This window comes from Bathymodiolus azoricus thioautotrophic gill symbiont, from assembly GCF_001298715.1.
GTDB lineage: Bacteria > Pseudomonadota > Gammaproteobacteria > PS1 > Pseudothioglobaceae > Thiodubiliella.
The window spans coordinates 1-1077 of record NZ_CDSC02000106.1 but is presented as its reverse complement, the minus strand read 5'-3'; the positions used below and the strand labels follow the sequence as shown (position 1 = coordinate 1077).

At 35.4% G+C, this 1077-nt stretch carries 3 protein-coding genes; 2 read left to right on the top strand and 1 reads right to left on the bottom strand.

The genetic code is table 11. The features are described from left to right. Positions 1-50: 50 nt before the first annotated feature. Complete coding sequence (locus tag BAZSYMA_RS02120) at positions 51-272, top strand: hypothetical protein (protein ID WP_090715137.1); 222 nt, start codon at positions 51-53, stop codon at positions 270-272. Positions 273-440: 168 nt separating this feature from the next. Then, complete coding sequence (locus BAZSYMA_RS02115) at positions 441-713, top strand: hypothetical protein (RefSeq protein ID WP_090715134.1); 273 nt, start codon at positions 441-443, stop codon at positions 711-713. Here the strand turns inward: BAZSYMA_RS02115 and BAZSYMA_RS10515 are convergent. Continuing rightward, a complete protein-coding gene (locus BAZSYMA_RS10515) occupies positions 697-828 on the bottom strand; it encodes a hypothetical protein (RefSeq protein WP_277621608.1) in 132 nt (43 codons plus the stop codon). The genes BAZSYMA_RS02115 and BAZSYMA_RS10515 overlap by 17 nt on opposite strands. Positions 829-1077: the final 249 nt, after the last annotated feature.

Here is a 1077-nt window from a genome sequence, read left to right as displayed (position 1 = left end):
CATCAGAAATAAATATGTTTGAACCTATTCTATTAGCTCAACCCAAATAGATGACAAAAATAGCACACTTCCTTGCTGTTCTTATTTATGCAAAGGAAGACCTTTGCATTAAACCAAAAAAAACCACCACTCAAACTAAAAATAACTCAAATTTATCATCAATTTATGGTAAAAAAAATTTTTATAAAAACATGCGCATTACAACCACTCAAGAACAAACCTTTGCTGGTAGTTTCATCAGTATATCAAATACTCAATTGTACCATTTATAAAAAATAAACCAATCTAAATAAAGTATCTTAATCCAAAAATAGAAATTAAAAAAACGCACAAAGCCCAGTTGGTATAATGGTTTCAACCAAAAAACCGCTTCACCCATTGGGTGAAAACACAAAAGACAATCATATCCCCTTTATGCACAACCAAACCTTACTGCGTTGATGAACATTTTAAACTACAAACTGCCTTCTACTAACGAACTTTTAACCACTCGTATTGAGCTACTTGCTACTACACATACCATTAACACATTGAGTTTGCCTAATACCATTGACCAACACTTCCCAGTCCTTGGTAGCAATTGTGCACTCAAAGCCTCCACTTTTATCAATACCTTGATATTAAGCCAACACGAAGGTGGGCAGTGCTTGGATGATACTTACCCACACTGCCAAAGACAACTAAGGAATCAAAGCCCTACAAAAGGTCAATAAAATTGTGCTTAAAGCCACGCTTAATCATTGCAAAAACATCACCCTTGATATTGATGCCAGTGAAGTCATTGCCAACAAAGCGAACACTCAATGGACTTATTAAACCCAAATCCAAAAATAGAACCACCCAACCCAAAAATACCAATCAAAATCCTAAAAAACTACCCCATTCAAGTCTTGCATCCATAAAAGTACAGACAATACCCTCAATTTGATAAGATCAGCACAAATTATTCGATATTTTGGATCGTTTAGGTTTTTCAGGTGTGCTTAAGCCTCCTTTGTTTAGGCAGGGCTTGTTTTGTTGTTCGTTTAAATCAAGATAGCAACGGCTTAAACGCTTTGATGTTGTTTAGCACCTGAG